A 21,222-nucleotide genomic window follows, 5' to 3' on the forward strand; every position below is an offset into this window, starting at 1 on the left:
GAACACCCTTCATTTCATGCACAGTTCGTCCAGCAGGGCACGGATGGCGTCCTGCGGTTGCTTGCCGCTGGTGAGCCGCGTCAGGTCCGTGCACAGCGCACACCGCTCCCTCGGGTCGGACACCCGGTCACGCAGCCCCCGGCCGAGGGCGCGGCCCATGTCCACGGTGGCCTCGGTGAGCGTCGGCAGCGCGGTGAGGTGGTCGGCGAACGCCTTCAGGGCCAGACCGCGCAGGGGCCGGTAGCAGAAGGCTTGGGCCCACAGGTCCACGAGCGCGCCCCCGCGCTCGGGGTGCAGCACGAAGTGGCGCAGGGCGACGGGCCTGCCGGAGGCGTCCCGGATACAGAGGATCATCACCACGACCCGGTAGGTCAGCGACTTCAGCGGGGTGCGGCCGGATGTGGCCGCGTGCTTGCCCAGCCGGTAGGTGAGCAGGCCCAGCACCCGTGACGGGTCCTCGTCGTGGTAGACGAGCAGGGCGAAGAGTTTCGCCAGCGCGGCGGCGGCGGTGCCCTGGCCGCTCTCGTTGGCGATGAGGTGCCACAGCCATTTCACGGTGTCCGAGGGGAAGCGCACTCCGAGCCAGCCGCTGAAGGCCAGCGCGGCGGTGCCCCGCAGCTCGGGGGAGTTGGAGCGCGCCCAGCCACGGGCGATGTCGAGGGCGGTGGTGTCCAGGCCCAGGTCGCTCTGGCACATGTACCAGAGCACATAGACGGCCATGGCCTGCCCGCGACGGCCCGCCTGTCCCTGGGCCCATGGCACGAGGTAGTTGGTGACGACCTCCTCGAAGTCCTTGGTGGCGAGCATGGCAAGCCCGGCGGCCATGGACACCTCGAACTCGTCGCCGGCGACGGTGCCCGGACGGCAGGGCGCCTCCGGCTCACTGAGCACGGCGCTGAGCCACTGCTGTACGCCGTCCCAGAAGTCGGAGCCGAAGAGACCGCACAGTTCGATGAACACCCAGCGCCGGTGCGAGGGGGTGGCGAACTCCACGACCTCGCGGGCAACCGCACCCATCGGCACCTGCCGTACGGCCAGCAGCTCGATGTCCAGCATCGCCCGCCTGCGGTCGTACAGCGCGGCCTCCGCCCCGCCGTCCCGCTTCCCGCCGAGGTCCTTGCCCTTCTGGCCGGCGGCGGAGGCGACCGGGGTGGAGACGGTGTTGAACCTGCCTCCGGCCGTTCCCTGGGCGAACTGCCGGCCCACATGGAGGTCGAGCAGCCCGAACAGTTCCTCGCAGGCCCTGATGCCGTTGCCGGCGGCGAACGCCACCGTGGTGACCTGGAGGACCTCCCGCATGGTGCGGCCCGATGCGTGGAACCAGCGCCGCACGGTGTCGTGGGTACCGGTGTCGTAGTCGTTCCACACCTCCTCCGGAGTGCCGCCCGCGCAGATGCCGTCGGCCACCTCGGCCGCCTTGGCGACGGGGCAGTTGAGCCGGATCAGCTTCACCGCCTCGGCGATCGTCTCCTCGGTACAGCCGCCGAGCCGCAGCCGCAGGCGCAGCACCTGCTCGGTGGAGGGGGCGGTCCAGACCACGTGGCCGACCGAGGTGGGCAGCGCGCGTTCCATCCGGGGCCGGGTGGTGACGACGAGGTGGGCCCCGCTGTCGTGGACGCGTTCCTGCACGCGGCGCCAGGCGAAGTCCGCCTGGGCGTCGTTGAGGGAGCCGTCGTAGACCCGGTCCAGGACCACATAGCCGTTCCCCGCGTCGAAGCGGCGGTCGGCGAGCTGGTCGAGGGTGATGTCCGGGGACAGCACGATCACGCGGCCGCCTCCGTTGATCGCCTTCTTCAGCAGGGCGACGGCGCCCGAGCGCCTCCCGGTGCCGGACTCGCCGATCAGGGTCACCACATGGTCCGCGCGGAGGGCGGCGAGGGCGTCCGCGAACGCGTCGGGCTCGGCGTAGCGTTCGAGCAGGAGGGTGATCTCCTCGTGCCGCATGGGCCCGGTGGCCCGGCCCTGGGAGACGGGGGCGGCGCCCGCGACCCCGGTCACGCCGCCCCGGCCGACGTTGCCGTACAGGTACTGGTTGACGGTGGTGTAGGTGGAGTGCAGGGCGGACACCTGCTCATCGGCCTTGGCGGCCGTGGGCTCGGCGACGCGTTCGCCGGGAGGGGGGCCTTCCGGGGAGCGCACGGGTTCCCCGCCCGGCGCCTCCGGGGCGCCGGGCCCGGAGGCGCGCTGCCCGGATTCCGGGATTCCCGGCTCGTGCGGCGTCCCGCCCGCCCCCTGCGTCCCAGCGGTGGCGGAATTCCCGGCTGTCGTCTCTTCGTCGCGTACCGGGCGGGCGGATTCCCTTTTCTCCGCCCCCGGCCCTTTATCCGTTCCGGGGACTTTCTCGGCTCCCGGTGTTTTCCATGTTCCCGGCGCGGGCGGTTCGGGGCGGTTCACTTCACCGTCCGGCTCCGGTCCGGCCGGTGGAATCCCGGGGAGCGGGGTGTCGCCGTTCATACGCGGTACTGATTCATGATGCCGATGACGGAACCGTGCACCGGGCCTTCGAAAACCTGCTCGGACTTCTGCGTGGGAACGGGCGCCAGCGCGGGGGTGGCCGGCGGCTGGGGCATCGACGCGGGGGCCGCCGGAGTCTCGGATTCATCGCCGTCCAGCGCCGCGATCCCGTGGACGTCGCCGCCCAGGACCCTGATCCACACCGCGTCGTCGAACTCCTTGGTGCGGACCCTGACCTCGCGGAACTCCTCGGCGCGCAGGGTGGTGTACGCGCCGCCGATCACGGTGTGGAAGACCTCGCGGGAGACCGCCGTGGCCAGCACCGCCGACGGGCTGAGCCGCAGTGCCGCGCGCAGCGGCGCGCAGTCGAGGATGCGGGCGGTCTCCACCGCGCCCCGGTCGGAGAAGCCGCCACGCGCCGGGACGGCCACACCGTGGTGGAGCGCGGCGCGCAGCCGCAGCCGGGCCCCGGACTCGCGGCCGTCGTTGACCTCGCGCAGCCCGGAGTCGAGGTGGCGGACGAAGTCGTCCACGAGCAGCGGCTCGGACTCGTCGGCGCCCAGCACGCTGAACGCGGAGTCACCCGCGAGCTGGGTCTGCCACCGCCCCCGGTCGAAACCGACCTCGGTGGCGGCCTGCGTCAGCACGTGGTCGATGGCGGCCTGCATCCAGTGCTGGCGCCTCGGATGGCTCCGGCCGTATCCCTCGGCGTCCACGGCGAAGAGGGGACGGCGCGAGAATCCTTTCATTCGATTCATGTTCTATTCCTTCGGAATCGTGATCGAATCCCACGCGTCGGAACGCCTCGATCGAGATGGGACAAGCAGCATTACAGTCCCGCCCACTTCCGGGTGCCGCTGTTGCGGAAACGAGACAACAACAACCTCGGGTCCGGTGTTGTTTCGACAGCACCGGAATATGTCGTATCAGCCGGCGCGGCCCGGAACCCCGTACAAATACGGGATGCGGGACCCTTTCCCGGAACCCGTGGAATTAGGTGGTCGCCCGCGCCCCGGCGCGCGTTACTGGTCGCACCCCGGCTCGGGGCTCGCGCGTTACCGAGGAGACGGCATGACGCACCAGACGCAGGGCGGACCGCAGGACGCGGCCGTGATGCTGACGTCGCTTCAGACCACCCACCAGCTCGCGGACGGCAAGGCGGGGGTGCTCGCCGGGGTGCAGGCCGCGCTGGTGGTCTCCTTCGGGCCCTGGGTCCGTACGGCACGCTCGGCCTGGGCGCATCAAGCGGTGAGCGGGGTGCTGCTGGACACGCTGGTCGTGCTGTTCGCGGTGGCCTTCGTGACCGGGGTGGGGTGCCTGGCGCTGGTCCTGCGCCCCCGGCTGTGGCGGCCGGCGTCCTTCAACCGGTTCAGCGTCCACGCCCTGTCGGCCGCCTCGGCCTCGCCGGGCGCGCGGACGGGACCGGAGGGGGCGGAGCTGTGGGAGGCGTGCCGGTTCATGGCGGCGATCACCGTGGCCAAGTGCCGCTATGCCGCCGCCGCCATCGCCTGTACCGCCGCGATGGCCATCACGGCCGGGCTCTGTGTGCTGCTGCGGGCGTTCTCCAACTGACCTTTGTCTTCATGGCCGTTCAGTCGAGGTCCGACGGCAGCAGCCGGGCCTCCTCGCGCAGCCGGTCCAGGTCGCGGACGGTCGTGGTGCGGTAGCCGGTGACGATCAGCTCGGCGTCCCGCAGTTCTTTGAGCGCCTTGTGCACGGTCGGCTCGGCCGCTCCGGTGAGGGCGGCCAACTCCGGCTGGGTGAGGGTGAATCCGAGTTCCACTCCGCCCCGGCCGGGCCGTCCGTGGCCGGCCGCGAGATCGACCAGGATGCGGGCCAGCCGCTCCTTCACGTTGTAGCCGCGGAACTCCAGGCGCCGGTTGTTGGCCCAGCGCAGCCGCTCGGAGACGATGCCGGTCAGCTCCACGGCGGCGTCCGGGCGGCGCAGCAGGAAGGCGCGCAGGGCCTCATGGGGCACGGCCCGCGCGGTCACCGGTCCGCACGCGGTGACGGTCGCCGTGCGGGGCATGGCACCGACCGCCGCCATCTCCCCGATGATGTCCCCGCCCAGCCGGATCGCCAGCAGGGATTCCCGGCCGTTCTGCGCGCTCGCGGTGACCTTGGTGAACCCGGTGAGCAGCAGCAGTGTGTGCCGGTCGGTGTCGCCCTGCCGGACCAGCAGGTCCCTGGGACCGAAGCGGCGCGGCCGCCCGAGCGCCAGCAGATCATCGAGCGCGGGCTCGGACAGTCTGCCGAGGTAACTGCCGGGCGGCCAGCCGGACTCGGGGTCCGCGCCCCGTGATGCTGCGTAGGTCACGACACGACGATAGGCGTTCGGACGACAATCGGCATGGTTCCGGACACGGTCGGGCACACCGGAACCCGCTCCCCCGGATGAGGAGCGGGCCGGTGCGGGCTTCTCGTCAGGGGGTCTGGTACGCCTCCACCTCACTGAACTGGCCCGCCGGCCAGCCGGTGTTGCCGCTGACGGTCAGCCGCAGATGGCGCAGGCTGGTGCCGCTCGGCAGGGACACGGTGACGGTGTTGCCGCTCGCCGGGTCGAAGCGGTAGCCCTGTGCGCCGGACACGGTGGTGTACGAGGAGCCGTCGGTGCTGCCCTGCACGGCGATGGTCTGCGTACGGGCGCCCCACGCCGAGGAGGGCGGCAGCTTGAGGACCAGCCGGCGCACCGGGTAGGCGGAGCCGAGGTCGGCCGTCCAGGACTGTGGGAAGGCGTTGTTGGCCGACTCCCAGTAGGTGTTGGCGTCGCCGTCGGCCGCCTTGCCGGGGGTGTAGACGTCCTGGGAGCCGGTGGCGGTGGCCGGGCGGCCCTTGACCAGGTTGCGGCCCGGGTCCGGCTCGGGGTTGCCCTGGCCGGGCTGGGGCCAGCTGGAGCAGTCCGACCAGGTGCTGTTCCAGCCGGAGTTGCCGCCGCCGTCGGTGAGCGCGAAGGCGCCGGAGTTCGCGGGATAGGGGCAGTTGTAGATCCCGGCGACGCCCACCTGGGTGGCGGTGACGTTCTTGAAGGTGGCCGCGCCCTGCGCCTCGGCCTGGACGACCACGGTCCCGGTGTTCTTCACCGTCGCGCCGGTCACGTTGACGTTGCGCACCGGGTAGCCCTGGCCGCCGCCGGACACGAACTCGAAGGCGCTGTACGGGCTGTCGGTGATGGTGGTGTCGGTGATATTGACCGTGGCGTTGATGGCGCTGTCGTAGGAGTCGACGCGCAGCGCGCCCATCGGGTGGTTCCAGTTGGGGTTCATCGCCCCCGCGCGCACCAGGGTGTTGCCGCTGACCGTGATGGTGCCGGCCAGCGGGGAGAACGGGTCCAGGAACTTCTGGTTGGAGATGGCGATCCCGCTGCCGAGGGCGTTGGTGTCGGAGACCAGGTTGTTCTTCACCGAGATGTCGGTGCCGCCGTAGATGGCGATGCCGTTGGCCAGGTTGGGCTGCGAGATGGTGTTGTTCTCGAAGCTGGAGTTGCTGTCGGGCGCGTACAGGGACCACATGGCGAGGGAGTCGTCGCCCTGGTTGCGCAGAAAGTTGTTGCTGACGCGCACCCCGCGGGCGTTGCCGTTGAGGTTGAGTCCGTCGGCGGTGGTGTCGAGGATGCGGTTGTTCTCCACGACCAGGTTGTCGTTGTTGCCCGTCAGCCACAGGCCGACCTTCAGGTGCTGGAGCCACATGCCGGAGACCGAGGAGCCCGGGCCGAGCGAGCCGTTGACGAAGTTGTCCGGGCTGGAGTCGACGCGCTCGGTCACCTCGCCGATGACGGCGAAGTCCCTCAGGTGGACGTTGCCGGAGGAGCTGGACTGGTCGATGAAGCGGGAGGTGCGCACGACCGAGTACCAGTGGCCGGCGCCGCGCAGTGTCACGTTCTGCACGCCGCTGAGCGAGGACGTGATCCGGTACTCGCCCGGCGGAATCCAGACCGTGCCGCCCTGCGCGGCCGCGATGGCGTCGCGGAACGCCTGGGTGGAGTCGCCGCCGCCGCTGGGGTCGGCGCCCTTGGAGACGACGGACACCGAACCGGCGGGCTGGGTGGCGGCCGCGGCCGCCTGCTCGAAGTCGGCCACGTCCACCGTGACTTGGGTGCCGGTGGACTCGAAGGCGACCTTGTCGCCCGCCTGGACGTTCTGGCCGAGCAGGAGGCGGGCGTTGTCGAAGAAGTGGTGGGTCTTCGCGCCGGCGATCCAACCGGTGTCGACATAGCTGTACTTGGAGGTCACCGGGAGCGTCTTGGCGATCCGGGTGCCGTTGACGTAGACAGCGAGCGAGCCGGACTGGCCGTCCGGGACGCTGTAGGCGACGTTCACGGCGTTGGCCGCGCGCGGCACGGTGAACTCCACGCGCTGCCCGGAGTTGAGGCGTACGGCCTGCCGTCCGGACGCCTCGGAGGCGAGGCTGCCCTGGGTGTAGTCGGGGCCGGCCTTGGTGCCGGTGGTGGTGGCGGACTCGGCCTCGACGGAGGTGAACGGGAGGGTGGCGCCCGAGGCGGCCTGGGCGGCCGGTGCGAGGGCGACCGTCATGCCCGCGGCGAGAGCGACGACGGCCCCTACGGCGGGCAGGCGCCTCAAGTGTCTGGCGGTGCTGGTGCGCATGTGCTGATCCCTTCAGGGTGGGGGTGCCGGGGATAGCAGGTGGTGCGGGGGTGGGGCGGCTCAGGCGCGCAGCCAGACCGCCGTGTCCTGCGGCAGCCGGCCCGACTCGTCCAGGGGGCCGCTGCCGAGCAGGAGTGCGGAGTGCGCGGGCAGTTCGGCGGCCGTGGCGGCGAGGTTCACCACGCACAGGGCGCCGTCCGCGCGGGCGAAGGCGAGGACGCCCTCGGGGGCGGGGAGCCAGGTCAGCGGGCCATCGCCGAAGGCGGGACGGGCGGCGAGGGCCTCGCGGTACAGAGTGAGCATGGAGTGCGGGTCGTGTTCCTGCAGGTCGGCCGCGTACGCCGCCCAGCCGGCCGGCTGCGGCAGCCAGGGCTCCTCGCGCGAGCCGAAGCCCGCGTGCGGGGCGTCGGCGGTCCAGGGCAGCGGGACCCGGCAGCCGTCGCGGCCGGGGTCGGTACCGCCCGAGCGGTGGTGCATCGGGTCCTCGATCCGGTCCACCGGGATGTCCGCCTCCGGCAGGCCCAGCTCCTCCCCCTGGTACAGGTAGACCGACCCGGGCAGGGCGAGGGAGAGCAGGGCGGCGGCGCGGGCGCGGCGGGTGCCGAGGGCGAGGTCGGTGGGGGTGCCGAACGCCTTGGCGGCGAAGTCGAAGCCGGTGTCGGCGCGGCCGTAGCGGGTGACGGTGCGGGTGATGTCGTGGTTGCACAGCACCCAGGTGGCGGGGGCGCCGACCGGGGCGTGCTCGGCGAGGGTGGAGTCGATGGCCGCGCGCAGCCGTCCGGCGTCCCAGGGACAGGACAGGAAGGCGAAGTTGAAGGCGGTGTGCAGTTCGTCGGGGCGGAGGTAGCGGGCGAAGCGTTCGGCGTCGGGGAGCCAGACCTCGCCGACGAACACGCCGTCGTACTCGTCGGCGACCGCGCGCCAGGCGCGGTAGATGTCGTGGAGTTCGTCGCGGTCGACGAAGGGGTGCGGGTCGGGGGCCCCGGCGAGGTCGGGCAGGTCGGGGTCCTTGACGAGCAGGGCGGCGGAGTCGATGCGGACGCCGGCGACACCGCGCTCGAACCAAAAACGCAGGATGTCCTCGTGCTCGCGGCGCACGGCCGGGTGGGCCCAGTTGAGGTCGGGCTGCTCGGGGGTGAACAGGTGCAGGTACCAGTCGCCGTCGGGCAGCCGGGTCCACACCGGTTCGGTGGAGCCGACGAACTGCGACGGCCAGTCGTTGGGCGGGAGTTCGCCGTGCGCACCACGTCCGGGACGGAAGTGGAACAGTTCGCGCTCGGGGCTGCCGGGCCCCGCGGCGAGCGCGGCCCGGAACCAGGGATGCTGGTCGGAGACGTGGTTGGGCACGATGTCGACGATGGTGCGGATGCCCAGCTCACGGGCCTCGGCGATGAGCTTCTCGGCCTCGGCGAGGGTGCCGAAGGCGGGGTCGACGGTGCGGTAGTCGGCGACGTCGTAGCCGCCGTCCTTCATCGGGGACAGGTACCAGGGGTTGAACCACAGGGCGTCCACGCCGAGTTCGGCGAGGTACGGCAGTCGGGCGCGGACCCCGGCGAGGTCTCCGGTGCCGTCGCCGTCGCCGTCCGCGAAGCTGCGCACGTACACCTGGTAGATGACGGCCGAGCGCCACCAGTCGGCCTGCCTGCGGGCATGGGTGGGCTGTGCCACGGTGCGTGCCTTTCTGTCGGGGGGCCGGGTCAGCCCTTGGTGCTGCCCGCGCTGATCCCGGCGATGATGTGCCGCTGGAAGACGAGGAAGAGCGCCACCATGGGGATGCTGGCGATCACCATCGCCGCAACGAGCACGGTCAGCTGGATGTTCTGCGACAGCTGGACCAGGGCCACGCTGATCGGCTGCTTGTCGGTGTCGGAGAAGACCATCAGCGGCCAGAGGAAGTCCTGCCAGACGGCGACCAGCGCGAAGATGGACACCACTCCGAGCACCGGCCGGGACATGGGCAGCACGACCGACCACAGGGTGCGCAGCTTCCCCGCGCCGTCGATCTCCGCGGCCTCCAGCACATCGCGGGGCAACTGGTCGAAGAACCGCTTGAGCAGGTACAGGTTGAAGGCGTTGGCGACGGCCGGCAGCCAGATGCCGAGCGGGTCGTTGAGCAGGCTGGTGTGGATCAGCGGGAGGTCGGCCGCGGTCAGGTACTTCGGCACGACCAGGGCCTGCGCGGGAACCATCAGGGTGGCGAGGATGCCGCCGAGGACCACGTTACCGAAGGCGGGCTTCAGCTTGGACAGGGCATACGCGGCGGCCGTGCAGAACACCAGCTGGAAGGCCCAGGCACCGGCCGCCTGCACCACCGTGTTCCACAGGTGCTGCGGGAGCTGCATCAGGTCCCACGCGTCGGTGTAGCCGCTGAGACGCCAGTGCTCGGGGACGAGGGTGGGCGGGGTACGGGCGATCTCGTCCGGGGACTTCATCGCGCCGGACGCCATCCAGTACACGGGGAACAGGAAGGCGAGCGCGAAGAGGACGACGACGGCCCAGAACACCGTCCAGTACAGGACCTTTCCGCGCGGACGGGCCAGGGTGGCCGGGGAGATGAGGGTACGGGTGCTCATGTGCCCACCTCGGTAAGGGTGTTCATGCGTCCCCCTCGGTGCGGGTGAGGCGGAGGTAGACGGCGGAGAAGGCTCCGAGCAGCGCGAGCAGCATGACGCTGAGGGCGCAGGCCCCGCCGAAGTCGTTGTAGAGGAAGGCGTACTTGTAGATGAGGTAGAGCACGGTGACGGTCGCGCTCTCCGGGCCGCCGCCAGTGATCACGAAGGGCTCGGTGAACACCTGCATGGTGGCGATGATCTGAAGGAGCATCAGCATGAGGATCACGAACCGGGTCTGCGGGATCGTGACGTGCCGGATGCGCTGGAGGAGGTTGGCCCCGTCGAGTTCGGCGGCCTCGTACAGCTCGCCGGGGATGGACTGGAGGGCGGCGAGGTAGATGAGGACGGTGCCGCCCAGGTTGGCCCAGGTGGCCACGATCACCAGGGAGATCAGCGCGGTGTCGGTGCCGTTGGACCAGTTCGAGGTGGACAGGTGCAGGGCGCGCAGCGTCTCGTTGGCGAGGCCGGCGCCGGGGTCGTAGAACCACTTCCACAGCAAGGCGCTGACCACGGGCGGGATCATCACCGGCAGATAGACCACGACCCGGAAGAACGCCTTGGCGTGCCGGAGTTCGTTGAGGACGAGGGCGAGGACGAAGGGGACGGCGAAGCCCAGGAGAAGGGCGAGCGCGGTGAAGGTGAGGGTGTTGCGCCAGGCGGCGCCGAACTCCGGATCGTGCAGGACCCGGCGGAAGTTGGCGGTGCCGACCCACTCGGGCGCGGAGCCGGGGGTGTAGCGCTGGAAGGCGATGACGACGGCGCGGATCGCCGGGTACCAGGAGAACAGGGCGAAGCAGGCCAGGCCGCCGAGGAGGAAGCCGTAGGCGCGGACCTGGTCGGCGGCGACCCGGCGTCCCCGGCCGCCGCCCTCGGGGGGCGCGGGCGGGGCCAGAGCGGCGGCCGCGGGGAGCCGCTCGGCCGTCTTCGTCATGGCGGTCAGCCCCGCGCCAGGATGCCGTCGATCTTGCCGGACGCGTCCTTGAGGAGCTGGTCGATGTCCGCGTCCTTCTTGGTGAGGACGGCGGAGACGACGCCGTCGAGCACCGAGTAGATCTGCTGGGCGTGCGGCGGCTCGATCTTCATGTCCAGGCTCTGGTTGCCGTCCAGGAAGGTCTGGTAATTCTCCACCGGGACATTGGCGTTGGCCTTCTTGACCTGCTGGTCCTTGGCGTCGGCGGCGCCGGTGAACAGGCGGGGCTCGGGCAGGCCGACGGGTGCGTCGTTCTTCTTGGCGCGGGCGTAGTCGCCGAGGAAGCCGTCTCCGGGGGTGAGGAACATGTGGTCGAGCCACTTGAGGCCGGCGCGGATCTGGGCGGGGCTGGCCTTCTTGTTGAACATGTAGCCGTCGCCGCCGATGAGGGTTCCCTTGCCGCCGGGCATGGGGGCGAGGGCGAGGTCCTTGTAGTCGCCGCCCTTCTCCTTGACGAGGATCGGGATGTTGTCCGGCGCGGAGAGGTACATGCCGAGCTTGCCCGAACCCATCAGCTGCTGGGCGTCGTTGATGACGAGGAGCTGCTTGCTGCCCATGGAGTCGTCCGCCCAGCGCATGTCGTGCAGGTTCTGGAGGACCGCCTTGCCCTCGGGGGTGTCGACGGTGGCCTTCTTGCCGTCGGCGCTGACGACGTCGCCGCCCTGGGAGTACAGCTCGGCGGTGAAGTGCCAGCCGCCCTGGTTCTGCGCGCTGTAGTCGGCGTAGCCGACGGTGCCGTTGCCGAGTCCGGCGATCTTCTTGGCTGCGGCCCGGACCTCCTCCCAGGTGGCCGGGGGCTTGTCGGGGTCGAGGCCGGCCTTCTGGAAGAGCGCGCGGTTGTAGATCAGCCCCATGGAGTAGCCGGTGCGCGGGATGCCGTAGACCTTGCCGTCGACGGTGTAGATGTCCCGTAGCTGCTTCTGGATGCTGTCGTAGCTCTTCAGGTCCTTGAGGTACGGGGTCAGGTCCGCGGCCTGCTTGATGTCCACGACGTGCCGGGCGTCGGTGAAGTACGTGTAGAACACGTCCTCCATCTGGCCGCCGGCGAGCTTGGCGTCGAAGGTCTTGGGGTCCTGGCAGGGGAAGGCGTCGTGGGCGACGACGTCGATGTCGGGGTGGGCCTTCTCGAAGGAGGCGATGTCCTCGTCGAAGAACCGGCGGTCGACCTTGGCGCTCTTGGGCGGCTCGCAGTTGACGGTGATGCGGGTCTTGCCGCCCGCCGAGCTGTCGTCGTCCGAGCCGCAGGCTGCTGCGGTGAGGGCGAGCGAGGAACAGACGCCGATCGCGGCGACGGTACGGCGGAACCCGGTGCTTCTCATCGGTGGACCCCTCAAGGCAGGAGCGGTGGGCGCCGCACACTCAAGCACCGACGACACCGGGTCGCAAGATGTCGCGCGTAATCTGTAATTATTCGACAGCCCTGCGGCTGCGGGCGGTCTCAGTCGCGCGGGGCTTGCGCGGTGGAGCCCCGGACCACCAGTTCGGGTTCGAACAGCAGCTCCTCGGCGGGGACCGCGGTGCCGCCGATCTGCGCGTTCAGCAGTTCCACGGCGGCGCGGCCCATGGCCTCGATGGGCTGGCGCACGGTGGTCAGCGGGGGCTCGGTGCAGTTCATGAACGCCGAGTCGTCGTAGCCGACGACGGAGATCCGGCCCGGTACGTCAAGTCCCTTGCGCCGGGCGGCCCGCACAGCACCGAGGGCGAGCGGGTCACTGGCACAGATGATGCCGGTGACGCCCCGGTCGATCAGCCGGGAGGCGGCGGCGTGCCCGCCCTCGATGGAGAAGATGGCGCGGGCCACATGGGCGTCCGGCAGGCCGGGGGCCAGTGCGCGGGCGGCGGCGAGCTTGCGGGCGGAGGGGACGTGGTCCCCGGGGCCGAGGACCAGGCCGATGCGCTCATGGCCGAGGGAGGCGAGGTGGCGCCACGCCTGCTCGACGGCGACCGTGTCGTCACAGGAGACGGCGGGGAAGCCGAGGTGGTCTATGGCCGCGTTGACCAGCACGACCGGGATGCTGCGGTCGGCGAGCCTGCGGTAGTGGTCGTGCGGGGCGTCGGCCTGCGCGTACAGCCCGCCGGCGAAGACGACGCCGGAGACCTGCTGCTGGAGGAGGAGTTCGACGTAGTCGGCCTCCGAGACGCCGCCCTTGGTCTGGGTGCACAGCACCGGGGTCAGCCCGAGCTGGGCGAGCGCGCCGCCGATGACCTCGGCGAACGCCGGGAAGATCGGGTTCTGCAGCTCGGGCAGGACGAGGCCGACGAGGCGGGCGCGTTCGCCGCGCAGCTGGGTGGGCCGCTCGTAGCCGAGGACGTCCAGGGCGGTGAGGACCGACTGCCTGGTGGCTTGGGAGACCCCGGGCTTGCCGTTGAGCACCCGGCTGACCGTGGCCTCGCTGACCCCGACCTTCTTCGCCACTTCCGCAAGTCGTCGCGTCATGCGCGCAAGGGTAGCGCAAGTTACGCAAGCAGCTTGCGTAACGGTGGGCGTCGTCCTGGGTGCGGAGGACCCGGCGCCGTCGATGACCTGAACACCGACGGGGCCGGGTCAGATCTGGGAGGTGGGGACGATCATCAGGTGGGCGCGCCGGCCGGAGGCGGACGGCTGCCGGGGGATCATCGTCAGGCGCTGGTGACCCAGGTCGCGCAGGAACGGCGGGGTCTCGTCCACCACACGGCACTCGGCGGTGCCCCGGCGCGGGTCCGGGTGGTGCAGGAGGCGTACGGCGCCGTCGAGGCGGGCAGCTCTCTCGCCGACCGCGTGTATCCAGTACGGCAGGCCCTGCCGGTAGGCGGCGTCCATGATCGGATCGTGCGCCACGTCCCGGCGTATCGCCTGGAGTTCGTGGTCGTGGCCGTACCCCTCCATCGCGGTCTTCAGCTGGGCCAGCATCGGCAGGCACCAGCCCGGCTCGTGCTCGCCGAGCACCCGGTCCGCGTCGGGGTGGAAGAGGACGAAGCGCAGGAAGTTGTCGCCGGGCATCGCGGTGGGGTGGTGCCGCACCTCCCCGAAGAGGGTGGCGAAGGCGTCGTTGGCCAGAATGACGTTCCAGCGGTGGTCCACGACGAGCGAGGGGAACGGGGCAGCCTCCACCACGGCGGCGTAGTCGTCCAGATACGCCCGCGTCTCACCGCTCTCGGGGACGGACCGGGGTACCGGCCGCCGCCCTCCCGCCTGATGTGCCATCGGGTGGTCACCCCTCTTGCCTTGGCCGCCTGCACGCGGCGCTGCGATCCTGCTGCCCCGACGAGAGCCGTGTCAACTATCGTGGCATTTCATGCCTGTTGACGGCTGAAATTCGCCACAGTTGTGGCGAGACCTGGATGCGAGTTCGAACCACGGGCTACTCTCCGGGATGTTCATGGCGGCCGGGGGTGACAAGCGCGCCCGATCTCGCGCGGCCCTTGAGAGACGTAGGAGTTCTGTCGGTGACGGATGGCTACGAGAATCCGGGCGCCACGGCGACCGCTCAGCTGCCGGCCGTCGTCGCCCGCGTCACCGCGCTCGCCGACCGGCTCGGCGTACCGCACACCGAGGTCTTCGACACCGCCCGGCTCTCGGTCGGCAGCGGGGTCCCGGAGCCGGTGGTCAAGGCGCTGCTCTGCGGCCGCCCGGCCGGTGAACCGGATGTGCAGGCCCGCTTCCTGCAACGCCTGGACCTGCTGCGCCGCACCCGCCTGAAGCCCGGCGGCCGCAGATACACCCAGCAGGAGATCGCGGACGGCGCGGGCATGTCCCGGCAGCAGGCGGGCGCCCTGATCAACGGCGACCGGCGGCCCACGATGGAGCACTGCGACGCGCTCCAGCGCTTCTTCCATGTGCACGCCGGCTTCCTCACGGCGGAGGACCCCGAGGCGCTGGCCGGCGCTTTACAGCACATCGAGCAGGAGCTGCTCCAGAAGCTGGCGGACCGGGAGCGGGCCGCCTCCGGCGCGGCACAGGACCCGCTGGAACGGCTGCTCCAGGATCACGGGGTGCGCGGGATCGCCTGGCGGGCCGCCCAGCTCCCCACCGACCAGCACCGGGACAAGGTCGCGGAGTGGCTGGACATGCTCCTGGAGAGCGTCCGGCAGCCGGGGTCGTGAACGGGATGAGGGCGGTGGGCATCGGCAGGGGCATGCGGCGGCTGTGCGCCGAGCTGGTCGGACAGCTGGACCGGCGGCCCGCGCCGGTGCCGCCCGACGAGCTGTACCGGTCGCTGTGCTCGGCGATGAGCCGCAGACGCGGCCGCCCGGTGCACTTCCGTACAGCGGCCTTCCCCCCCGGTACGGCCAGCGGACTGTGGCTGGACATGACCGACCGCGATCTGGTCGTGGTGGAGGAACGCACCGCCCCCGACCACCAGTTGGTGATCCTGGGCCATGAGCTGTGGCACATGCAGGCCGACCACACCGCGCACCGGGTCGACGGCCTGGGGATGGGCGTGGCCACCCGGCTGCTCACGGACGACACCGACCGGGACGCCTTGCAGGCGACCGTGCACCGGGTCGCCGCGCGCACCCGGTTCGACCTGGACGAGGAGCGCGACGCGGAGACGTTCGGGCTGCTTCTGGCCAGCAAGTGCCGTACCCGCATGACGGGTTCGTCGCTGAGCGGTCCGGTACGCCGGGACGACGTGGCGGGGCGCATCGGTACGTCGCTGGGGTATCCGGGGCCGCAGGGCTGACGCGGGCGTGGGCCGCCCTGGCGACCCTGCGCGGGCCGGAGCGGCGGCGTTGTCAGTGGCGGACGGCAAGCTGGACCCCTGCGTGCCGCGAGGGGCGGCGCGTGGCGCCAGCGTGCGTGAACCGTGCCGCCGACCGGGGAGCCGACCGATGCCGACCGCCGTACTGACCGACCGTGAGCGCACCGCCGTCCAGGCGTATCTGCGGCTGCTGCACACCGTGCGCGCCACCCTGGACGGCCCGCCGGAAGCGGCCCCGGCCATGGTGCCGCCGACCGTGCTGGCGGAGGCCGAACATGCTCTGGCGGACGCGGGGTTGGCGGGCAACGAGGACGAGTTCTTCGAGCTGCTGCGCGCCTGGTGCCCATAGACCTCAGGGCGCCGGTACGGTCACCGCCGTGAGGACCAGTCCGTCGCCGGTGAGCCAGTAGCCGTCGAACCCGGTGAGACGGGTGCCGCCCACCAGGGGGCCGGGTACGAGGAGGCGGGCGTGGAAGGTGCCGCGGTCGCCGTGCGTCGGGACCAGCTCGATGTCCGCCTCGGAGAAGTCCAGCCACGCTCGGGCCAGCGGGTACCACGCCTTGTACACGGACTCCTTGGCGCTGAACAGCAGCCGGTCCCAGTGCACGCCGGGCCGGGTGGCGGCCAGCGCCCGGTGGCGGTCCCGTTCGGCGGGCAGGGACACGGAATCGAGGACGCCGTCCGGCAGCGCTTCGTGCACCTCGGCGTCGATGCCGAGGGAGGCCAGGTCACCCGAGCGGGCCAGCGCCGCGCCCCGGTAGCCGTCGCAGTGGGTCATGCTGCCGAGCAGGCCGTCCGGCCAGACCGGGGCGCCACGCTCGCCGGTCGGCACCGGCGCGGGCGGCCGGCCCAGCTTCTCCATCGCGCGCCGCGCGCAGACGCGTGCGGAGGTGAACTCACGGCGCCGCTTGGCGACCGCACGGGCCACCAGCGCCCGTTCCTCCGGGAAGAGCGCGGTGTCCGGGTCGTCGTCCGGGACGCCGTACGACTCCACGGCGACCACCGAGTCAGGCAGCAGCTCCTCGATCACCGGTACCCGACCTCCCACGACAGTGTGCGGCGCGGCACCACGACAGCACATCGGCCGGGGCGCGGGCAAGAGCGGCCGGTGCGCGCGGGGTGCCGCGGGGGTCGACGCGCCCGGCGAATCCGTAACACGCGCGTTGCACGAACCGCTCCGCGCAGGCCGTATGATCGGCCCCATCACTCACCGCCCAACACCCTTTTCCTGAGGGCGGTTTGGTGTCCCTTCCTTCCTTCTGTCCGGGCGCGGACCACTCAGTCCTGCCCGAAAACCCCCGAAAGGCGGCCCGCATGGTCTCTCGCGTACGCGTATGGCTCAACCGCACGTACGCGGAGAACGTGTTCTTCATGGATCAGCTGCGGAGAAACCCGAGCGACCGCGCCGTGGAGATCCACGCGACGCACGGCGACCCGGACTCCCCCGTGCTGGCCGCCGCCGACACCGCCGCGCTGGAGCCGGAGGGGCTGTCCCCGGCCGGGTACGTCGAGTACGCGCTCGACCAGTGCGCACGGCGTGGCATCGATGTCTTCGTGCCCCGGCTGCACCAGTCCGCGATCGTGGCGCACCGCGCCGACTTCGCGGCGGCTGGTACGGCCCTGCTGGCGCCGACGCCGGAAGCGGTGGCGGTGTTCGAGGACAAGGTGACCGCGTACGAGGCGGTCCGCTCGGTGGGTGTGCCGGTGCCGCCGTGGTTCCGGGTCCGCACGGCGGACGAACTCATCGCTGCGGTCGAGGAGTTGGAGGAGGCTGGGCACCGGGCGTGCTTCAAGCCCGCCACCGGTGCGGGCGGGGTCGGCTTCCGGATGATCACCCGTTCGCCGTTCTCGCTGGCGCATCTGAGCGGCTTCCCGGGCCCGTATGTGCAGCTGGACCTCGCCGTGGCCGCGCTGCGGGGGGCCGAGGAGCCGGTGAACCTGCTGGTGATGCCGAGGCTGGAGCAGCCGGAGGTGTCGGTGGACTGCCTGACCGGCCCGGACAACCGGACCCGGCTGATGGTGGGCCGCACCAAGAACGGCCGGCGCCGCGGCTTCACCCTGGACGAGCGCTGGCTCGCTCCGGCCCGGCTGATCGCGGAGGGGTTCGGGCTGCACTACCTGTCCAACATCCAGTTCCGCCTGCTGGGCGACCGGCCGGTGCTGCTCGACGTCAACACCCGCGCGGCGGGCGGCCTGCACCAGCTCTCCCTGTGCGGCGTCAACGCCCCTTGGGCAGCTGTGCAGTTGGCGCTGGGCGAGGACCCCGGCACGATCGAGCCGCCGTTCCTGGGCCAGGACTACGCGGTCGTCTCCGGGCCCCGCCCGCTGGGCCCGACGACCCTCCCGGACCAGGACCCCGAGGAGGCGGAGATGCGCCTGCCCGCGCCCGCCGCCCCGATCACCGCACCGGCCCCCGCCGGAGCCGCACTGCCGCTGTAGCGACCGCACCCCGGCGCTTCACCATCCCGGTATGGACCAATCCCGCACTGTCCCTTGACAGTTGGATTGGTCCATACCACTTTGGAGGGCGCACTCTCTCCGTGCTCGTTCCGCACTTCCCGCACCCCGGTGCACTCCCGAACACCCCCATACCATCAGGGAGATCGCGTGCGACACATTCTCGGGCGTCCCAGACGCCGGCTTCTCGCCCTGCTCGGCTCCGCCGCTCTCGCACTCGGCGGGGCCGTCGCCCTGCCGGGCACCGCCCAGGCGGCCAACGTGCTCACCAACCCCGGCTTCGAGTCGGGCGGCCTGTCCCCCTGGACCTGCTCCGGCAACCTCGGCTCGGTCGTCTCCTCCCCCGTACACGGCGGCTCCAAGGCGCTTCAGGGCGCGGTGAGTTCGAGCGACAACGCGCAGTGCGCGCAGACCGTCGCCGTCAAGCCGAACACCGCGTACACCCTCAGCGGCTGGGTCCGCGGCTCGTACGTCTACCTCGGGGTGGACGGCGGCGCCTCCACCTGGACCTCCTCCCCCTCCGCGTACAGCCAGCTCAGTGTCTCCTTCACCACCGGCGCCTCGCAGACCAGCGCAACGGTGTATGTGCACGGCTGGTACGCGCAGGGCTCCTACCAGGCCGACGACATCAGCCTGGACGGGCCGGGCGGCGGGGGCGGCGGCGACACCCAGGCGCCGAGCACTCCGGGCGGCCTCACCTCGACCGGCAAGACCTCCTCCAGCGTCTCGCTGAAGTGGAACGCGGCGACCGACAACGTGGGCGTCACCGCGTACGACATCTACAGCGGCTCCAACCAGGTGCTCAGCGTGTCCGGCACCACGGCCACGGTGAGCGGGCTCTCCGCGAGCACGGCGTACACCTTCACCGTGAAGGCGCGGGACGCGGCCGGGAACACCTCCGGCGCGTCCAATGCCGTGAGCGTGACGACCAGCGCGGGCTCGGGCGGCGGCACCGGCTTCAAGCAGGCCGCGCCGTATCTGTACGAGGGCTGGGGCGAGCCGCCGAACCCGGCGACGGTGATGAACGCGACCGGGGTGAAGTGGTTCACCATGGCGTTCGTGCTGGATGCCGGCGGCTGCAACCCGTCCTGGGACGGCAGCCGGCCGCTGACCGGCGGGGTGGACCAGACCGCGATCAACCAGATCCGCTCGGCGGGCGGTGACATCGTGCCGTCGTTCGGCGGCTGGCAGGGCAGCAAGCTCGGCGCGAACTGCTCCTCGGCGGGCGCGCTGGCGGGCGCCATCCAGAAGGTGATCGACGCCTACTCGCTGAAATCGATCGACATGGACATCGAGAACACGGACGAGTTCGAGAACGAGGCCGTGCAGGCGAAGATCCTCACCGCGCTGAAGACGGTCAAGGCCAACAACCCCGGCCTGAAGACCATCGTCACCTTCGGCACCACGACCACCGGCCCGACGTACTACGGCAACCGGCTGATCGAGCAGGCCAAGTCGATCGGCGCCGACATCGACGTGTTCACGATCATGCCGTTCGACTTCGGCGGCGGCTCGGACATGTACGGCAACACGGTGAACGCGGCCGAGGGGCTGAAGAACAAGCTGAAGTCGACCTTCGGCTGGGACGACGCCACCGCGTACGCGCACATCGGGATCTCCGGCATGAACGGCCTCTCCGACCAGCAGGAGAACACCACGCCTGAGATCTGGACAAGGATCCGCGACTGGAGCAACTCGCACCACATCGCCCGGCTCGCCTACTGGGCGGTCAACCGGGACCGGCCCTGCCCGGGTGGCGGCGTGGTGAGCAACTGCTCCGGCATCAGCCAGAGCAACTGGCAGTTCACCTCGATCACGGCCGGCTTCACCGGCTGAGCCCCGTTCGACACGCGTGGGGGGCCGCTCGGCGGAGCGGCCCCCCACCCGCGTTCACTTGAGATACGCCAGCTCCGGGTGGGCAGCGGTGTAACCGTCGACCAGCCTGTGGGCCACGTTGACCGAGTCGACGAGCGGATGCAGCGCGAACGCCTTCACAGCGGTGGCCCGCGACCCCGACTCCGCGGCGGCCAGCACCTCCCGCTCGACCGCCTTCACCGAGCAGACCAGGCCGGTGGCATGGCCGGGCAGCGGGTCGGTGGCCAGTGGGTGCGCTCCGTCGGCGCCGACCAGACAGGGCACCTCGATCACCGCGTCGGCGTCGAGCGCGGTAAGTGTGGAGCGGTTGCGGACATTGAGGATGAGGGTGGTGCGCTCGTCGCGGGCGATGGCCCGCATCAGCGCGAGCGCCACCTGCTCGTAGCCGCCCGACAGGTCCTCCTCCTCGCGCTCCCCGGCCCCGGCGCTCTCCCGGTTCTCCGCCATGTACGTCGCCTCGCGCTCGGCGCGGGTGTCCTCCCAGGCGCGCAGCGCGGAGCCGCCGGGGCGCAGCGCATCCTCGTAGAAACGGGACTGCTGGTCGCGGAGGAATGCGCCTCGGGTCCGCTCGGCCTCCTGGTAGGCGCGTACGGTCTCGCGGTTGAAGTAGTAGTAGTGCAGGTACTCGTTGGGGATCGCGCCGAGGGAGCGCAGCCACTCGGGGCCGAACAGCCGGCCCTCCTCGAAGGAGCCGAGCCGGTCGGTGTCGGCCAGCAGGCGCGGCAGTTCGTCGCGTCCGGCGACGCGCAGGCCGCGTACCCAGCCGAGGTGGTTGAGGCCGACGTAGTCGACGAACGCCTCGCGCGGGTCGGCGCCCAGGGCGCGGGCGACGCGGCGGCCGAGGCCGACCGGGGAGTCGCAGATGCCGATGACCCGGTCGCCGAGGTACCGGGACATGGCCTCGGTGACCAGGCCGGCCGGGTTGGTGAAGTTGATGACCCAGGCGTCGGGGGCGAGCCGGGCCACCCGCCGGGCGATGTCGACGGCGACGGGCACGGTCCGCAGCCCGTAGGCGATACCCCCGGCGCCCACCGTCTCCTGCCCGAGCACCCCCTCGGCCAGCGCCACCCGCTCGTCCTCCGCCCGCCCGCGCAGCCCGCCGACCCGGATCGCGGAGAACACGAAGTCGGCCCCGCGCAGCGCCTCGTCCAGGTCGCCGGTGGCCCGTACGACGGGCGCGTCCGGCACCCCCGCCGCCTGCTCGGCCAGCACCCGGGTCACCGCGTCCAGCCGGGCGGTGTCCACGTCGTACAGGACGACCTCGCTCACCCGTCCCTCGCCGCGGTCGGCCAGCAGTGCGCCGTACACGAGCGGCACGCGGAATCCGCCGCCGCCCAGAATCGTCAGCCTCACGTCTCATCCTTTCCGGCGCACCTGGTCCGATCATGGCACGACGGTCCGGAGAGGAGACGGGACGGCGTGTCCTGCCGAACACGCGACTTGCGCCCGCAAAGGTGCCTTCACTGGGTGAACTCCCGTGCGGGGCAAGGACTTTCCTTGCTTCAACCCTTGACGCCCGCAGGAGCGGAGAGCACATTGACCGCACCCTGAGAGCGCTCTCAGGGATACCC

18 protein-coding genes are annotated in these 21,222 nt (G+C 71.3%); 6 read left to right on the forward strand and 12 right to left on the reverse strand.

Annotation, left to right across the window (positions count from 1 at the left end):
- Nucleotides 1-9 precede the first annotated feature (9 nt).
- Together ACIGA3_RS06925 and ACIGA3_RS06930 are read right to left on the reverse strand one after the other, a co-directional pair.
- On the reverse strand, nucleotides 10-2,139 hold the full coding sequence (locus ACIGA3_RS06925; RefSeq protein ID WP_399711293.1) for a hypothetical protein: 2,130 nt from the start codon (nucleotides 2,137-2,139) through the stop codon (nucleotides 10-12).
- 311 nt (nucleotides 2,140-2,450) lie between these two features.
- Nucleotides 2,451-3,212 (reverse strand): hypothetical protein, encoded by a 762-nt coding sequence (locus ACIGA3_RS06930; RefSeq protein ID WP_399711294.1) that lies wholly within the window; start codon nucleotides 3,210-3,212, stop codon nucleotides 2,451-2,453.
- Between the two features lie 313 nt (nucleotides 3,213-3,525).
- Between ACIGA3_RS06930 and ACIGA3_RS06935 the strand changes: the two genes are divergently transcribed.
- Nucleotides 3,526-4,026: a hypothetical protein gene (locus ACIGA3_RS06935; RefSeq protein WP_399711296.1), complete on the forward strand. Its 501-nt coding sequence runs from the start codon at nucleotides 3,526-3,528 to the stop codon at nucleotides 4,024-4,026.
- 19 nt (nucleotides 4,027-4,045) lie between these two features.
- Here ACIGA3_RS06935 and ACIGA3_RS06940 read toward each other — a convergent pair whose 3' ends face one another.
- The 8 genes from ACIGA3_RS06940 to ACIGA3_RS06975 all read right to left on the reverse strand — a co-directional run bounded on the left by ACIGA3_RS06940 (nucleotide 4,046) and on the right by ACIGA3_RS06975 (nucleotide 13,821).
- Complete coding sequence (locus tag ACIGA3_RS06940) at nucleotides 4,046-4,771, reverse strand: Crp/Fnr family transcriptional regulator (protein ID WP_399711298.1); 726 nt, start codon at nucleotides 4,769-4,771, stop codon at nucleotides 4,046-4,048.
- A gap of 106 nt (nucleotides 4,772-4,877) precedes the next feature.
- Complete coding sequence (locus tag ACIGA3_RS06945; RefSeq protein WP_399711300.1) at nucleotides 4,878-7,055, reverse strand: discoidin domain-containing protein; 2,178 nt, start codon at nucleotides 7,053-7,055, stop codon at nucleotides 4,878-4,880.
- A 60-nt stretch (nucleotides 7,056-7,115) separates the two neighbouring features.
- Nucleotides 7,116-8,723 (reverse strand): glycoside hydrolase family 13 protein, encoded by a 1,608-nt coding sequence (locus ACIGA3_RS06950; RefSeq protein ID WP_399711301.1) that lies wholly within the window; start codon nucleotides 8,721-8,723, stop codon nucleotides 7,116-7,118.
- A 29-nt stretch (nucleotides 8,724-8,752) separates the two neighbouring features.
- Nucleotides 8,753-9,628 carry a carbohydrate ABC transporter permease gene (locus ACIGA3_RS06955; protein WP_399711303.1) on the reverse strand — a complete coding sequence of 292 codons (876 nt, stop codon included), beginning with the start codon at nucleotides 9,626-9,628 and terminating at the stop codon, nucleotides 8,753-8,755.
- A gap of 22 nt (nucleotides 9,629-9,650) precedes the next feature.
- Nucleotides 9,651-10,598 (reverse strand): carbohydrate ABC transporter permease, encoded by a 948-nt coding sequence (locus tag ACIGA3_RS06960; RefSeq protein ID WP_399711305.1) that lies wholly within the window; start codon nucleotides 10,596-10,598, stop codon nucleotides 9,651-9,653.
- A gap of 5 nt (nucleotides 10,599-10,603) precedes the next feature.
- On the reverse strand, nucleotides 10,604-11,956 hold the full coding sequence (locus ACIGA3_RS06965) for an ABC transporter substrate-binding protein (RefSeq protein WP_399711306.1): 1,353 nt from the start codon (nucleotides 11,954-11,956) through the stop codon (nucleotides 10,604-10,606).
- Nucleotides 11,957-12,075: 119 nt separating this feature from the next.
- Nucleotides 12,076-13,074: a LacI family DNA-binding transcriptional regulator gene (locus ACIGA3_RS06970; RefSeq protein WP_399711308.1), complete on the reverse strand. Its 999-nt coding sequence runs from the start codon at nucleotides 13,072-13,074 to the stop codon at nucleotides 12,076-12,078.
- Between the two features lie 108 nt (nucleotides 13,075-13,182).
- Nucleotides 13,183-13,821 (reverse strand): PAS domain-containing protein, encoded by a 639-nt coding sequence (locus tag ACIGA3_RS06975; protein ID WP_399711310.1) that lies wholly within the window; start codon nucleotides 13,819-13,821, stop codon nucleotides 13,183-13,185.
- Between the two features lie 242 nt (nucleotides 13,822-14,063).
- Between ACIGA3_RS06975 and ACIGA3_RS06980 the strand changes: the two genes are divergently transcribed.
- The 3 genes from ACIGA3_RS06980 to ACIGA3_RS06990 all read left to right on the forward strand — a co-directional run bounded on the left by ACIGA3_RS06980 (nucleotide 14,064) and on the right by ACIGA3_RS06990 (nucleotide 15,668).
- Complete coding sequence (locus ACIGA3_RS06980) at nucleotides 14,064-14,720, forward strand: helix-turn-helix domain-containing protein (RefSeq protein ID WP_399711312.1); 657 nt, start codon at nucleotides 14,064-14,066, stop codon at nucleotides 14,718-14,720.
- Nucleotides 14,721-14,752: 32 nt separating this feature from the next.
- Nucleotides 14,753-15,301 carry a toxin-antitoxin system, toxin component gene (locus tag ACIGA3_RS06985; RefSeq protein WP_399712466.1) on the forward strand — a complete coding sequence of 183 codons (549 nt, stop codon included), beginning with the start codon at nucleotides 14,753-14,755 and terminating at the stop codon, nucleotides 15,299-15,301.
- Between the two features lie 148 nt (nucleotides 15,302-15,449).
- Nucleotides 15,450-15,668: a hypothetical protein gene (locus ACIGA3_RS06990; RefSeq protein ID WP_399711314.1), complete on the forward strand. Its 219-nt coding sequence runs from the start codon at nucleotides 15,450-15,452 to the stop codon at nucleotides 15,666-15,668.
- A gap of 3 nt (nucleotides 15,669-15,671) precedes the next feature.
- Here ACIGA3_RS06990 and ACIGA3_RS06995 read toward each other — a convergent pair whose 3' ends face one another.
- Nucleotides 15,672-16,349 (reverse strand): 4'-phosphopantetheinyl transferase, encoded by a 678-nt coding sequence (locus ACIGA3_RS06995; RefSeq protein WP_399712469.1) that lies wholly within the window; start codon nucleotides 16,347-16,349, stop codon nucleotides 15,672-15,674.
- A 284-nt stretch (nucleotides 16,350-16,633) separates the two neighbouring features.
- On the opposite strand from ACIGA3_RS06995, the gene ACIGA3_RS07000 reads away from it, so the two are divergent.
- Both ACIGA3_RS07000 and ACIGA3_RS07005 read left to right on the forward strand, forming a co-directional pair.
- Nucleotides 16,634-17,758, forward strand: coding sequence for an ATP-grasp domain-containing protein (locus ACIGA3_RS07000; protein WP_399711316.1), 1,125 nt, complete (start codon nucleotides 16,634-16,636; stop codon nucleotides 17,756-17,758).
- A gap of 168 nt (nucleotides 17,759-17,926) precedes the next feature.
- On the forward strand, nucleotides 17,927-19,612 hold the full coding sequence (locus ACIGA3_RS07005; protein WP_399711318.1) for a carbohydrate binding domain-containing protein: 1,686 nt from the start codon (nucleotides 17,927-17,929) through the stop codon (nucleotides 19,610-19,612).
- 54 nt (nucleotides 19,613-19,666) lie between these two features.
- On the opposite strand, the gene ACIGA3_RS07010 is transcribed toward ACIGA3_RS07005, so the two are convergent.
- The gene (locus ACIGA3_RS07010) at nucleotides 19,667-21,004 is read right to left on the reverse strand and encodes a 6-phospho-beta-glucosidase (RefSeq protein WP_399711319.1); all 1,338 of its coding nucleotides are present in this window, start codon (nucleotides 21,002-21,004) and stop codon (nucleotides 19,667-19,669) included.
- Between the last annotated feature and the right edge of the window lie 218 nt (nucleotides 21,005-21,222).

This window comes from Streptomyces sp. NPDC085596, assembly GCF_044541565.1.
Lineage (GTDB): Bacteria > Actinomycetota > Actinomycetes > Streptomycetales > Streptomycetaceae > Streptomyces.